Annotated in this window: 3 protein-coding genes; all 3 read right to left on the reverse strand. The window is 75.5% G+C overall.

The window, feature by feature from the left end:
• Window positions 1–390, reverse strand: a 390-nt coding sequence (locus H5J30_RS33975) for a PH domain-containing protein (RefSeq protein WP_309505716.1), incomplete at its 3' end; no start/stop codon positions are given.
• Window positions 387–920 (reverse strand): PH domain-containing protein, encoded by a 534-nt coding sequence (locus H5J30_RS33980; protein ID WP_181791661.1) that lies wholly within the window; start codon window positions 918–920, stop codon window positions 387–389. The genes H5J30_RS33980 and H5J30_RS33975, both read right to left, overlap by 4 nt.
• A 22-nt stretch (window positions 921–942) precedes the next feature.
• A partial coding sequence (locus tag H5J30_RS33985) for a response regulator transcription factor (RefSeq protein WP_181791663.1) occupies window positions 943–1,276 on the reverse strand: 334 nt, incomplete at its 5' end.

Below are 1,276 nucleotides of genomic sequence, written 5' to 3' on the forward strand. Positions count from 1 at the left end.
CTGGTCGCCGGTGCCGATACGGACCTTGACCAGCCCGAGGAGGCGGAGGAGGGGGTGTGCGGTGAGGTCGACGGTGCGGATCCGGTCGCGGGGGAGGGAGCGCCGGTTGGTGAACAGCACGCCGGTACGCAGCTCGACGCGCTCGGCGCCGACGCGGTAGCGGGTGTGGCGCAGCCGCAGCCCGTCCACGGCGAGCCCGCCGCCGAGGAGCAGCGCGGATCCGGCCAGCACCCAGGCCACGGCGGCGCGGAAGTCGAGGTGCGCGGCGAGCCCGGCGCCGACGGGGACTCCGGCGCCGAAGGCGGCGCCGAGGAGGAGTTGGGCGGTGACGAGGAGGGAGCGGGGGTCGAGGCGGCGCCAGCCGCCCGTCCCCGTATCCGCGTCGCTCACGTCGCGTCCCCCGGGGTCTTCTGCGTCGCCAGCGCCAACTGCTCCGCCAGCTCCGCCGCCTCCTCGTGGTCCAGCGCCTCGATCCGCAGCGCGCCCTTCGCCGACGCGGTCGTCACCGTCACCGCTGCCAGCCCGAACGCCCGCTGCAGCGGCCCCCGTTCGGTGTCGACCGTCTGGATGCGCGACATCGGCGCGATCCGGGAGTCGACCCAGAAGTAGCCGGTACGCACATACACCGCGTCGTCCGTGACCTCCCACCGGTGCACGCGGTAGTACCAGGCCGGCAGCGCGAACCCCGCGACCAGCCCCGCCCCGGCCACCCCCGCGCCCGCCACCAGCAGCCAGGACCTGGCGGGGCCGACCAGCGCGCCCAGCACCCCGAGCACCGCGACCGGCACGGCCGCCGCCAGCAGCAGTTGCGTACGCCACCAGGCGACGGCCCGGCGGTCCACCCGGTGGTGCGGCGGCCGCAGCCGCGGCCCCGCCGGGTCCGGGACCCGGCCCTCTCGATCTACGCCCACGATCTGCACCGTACGTCCTGCCCCTCGGACGTCACCGCCGGGTACGCACCGTTCCGGCCGCGGCGGCGGGCTCGTACTGCTCCAGGAAGAGCTTGCCGACGAGCGCGCCGCGGGTGGAGACGCCGGTCTTGTCGAAGACGGCCTTGATGTGGTCGCGCACGGTGTGCGGGGAGAGGAACAGCGCATTGGCGATGCCCTCGGTGGCCAGGCCGCGGGCGAGGAGCCGGGTGATCTCCAGCTCGCGGGCGGTCAGTTCGTACGCGTCGGCGAGGAGCGGGACGATCTCGGCGGCGGCCGCGGGCTCGATGACGACGGCGGTGGACTGGGGGGTGCCGTCGGCGCCGTGCAGGCAGGAGGCGTGGCAG

The organism is Streptomyces phytophilus (genome assembly GCF_013870535.1).
GTDB classification, from domain to species: domain Bacteria; phylum Actinomycetota; class Actinomycetes; order Streptomycetales; family Streptomycetaceae; genus Streptomyces; species Streptomyces phytophilus.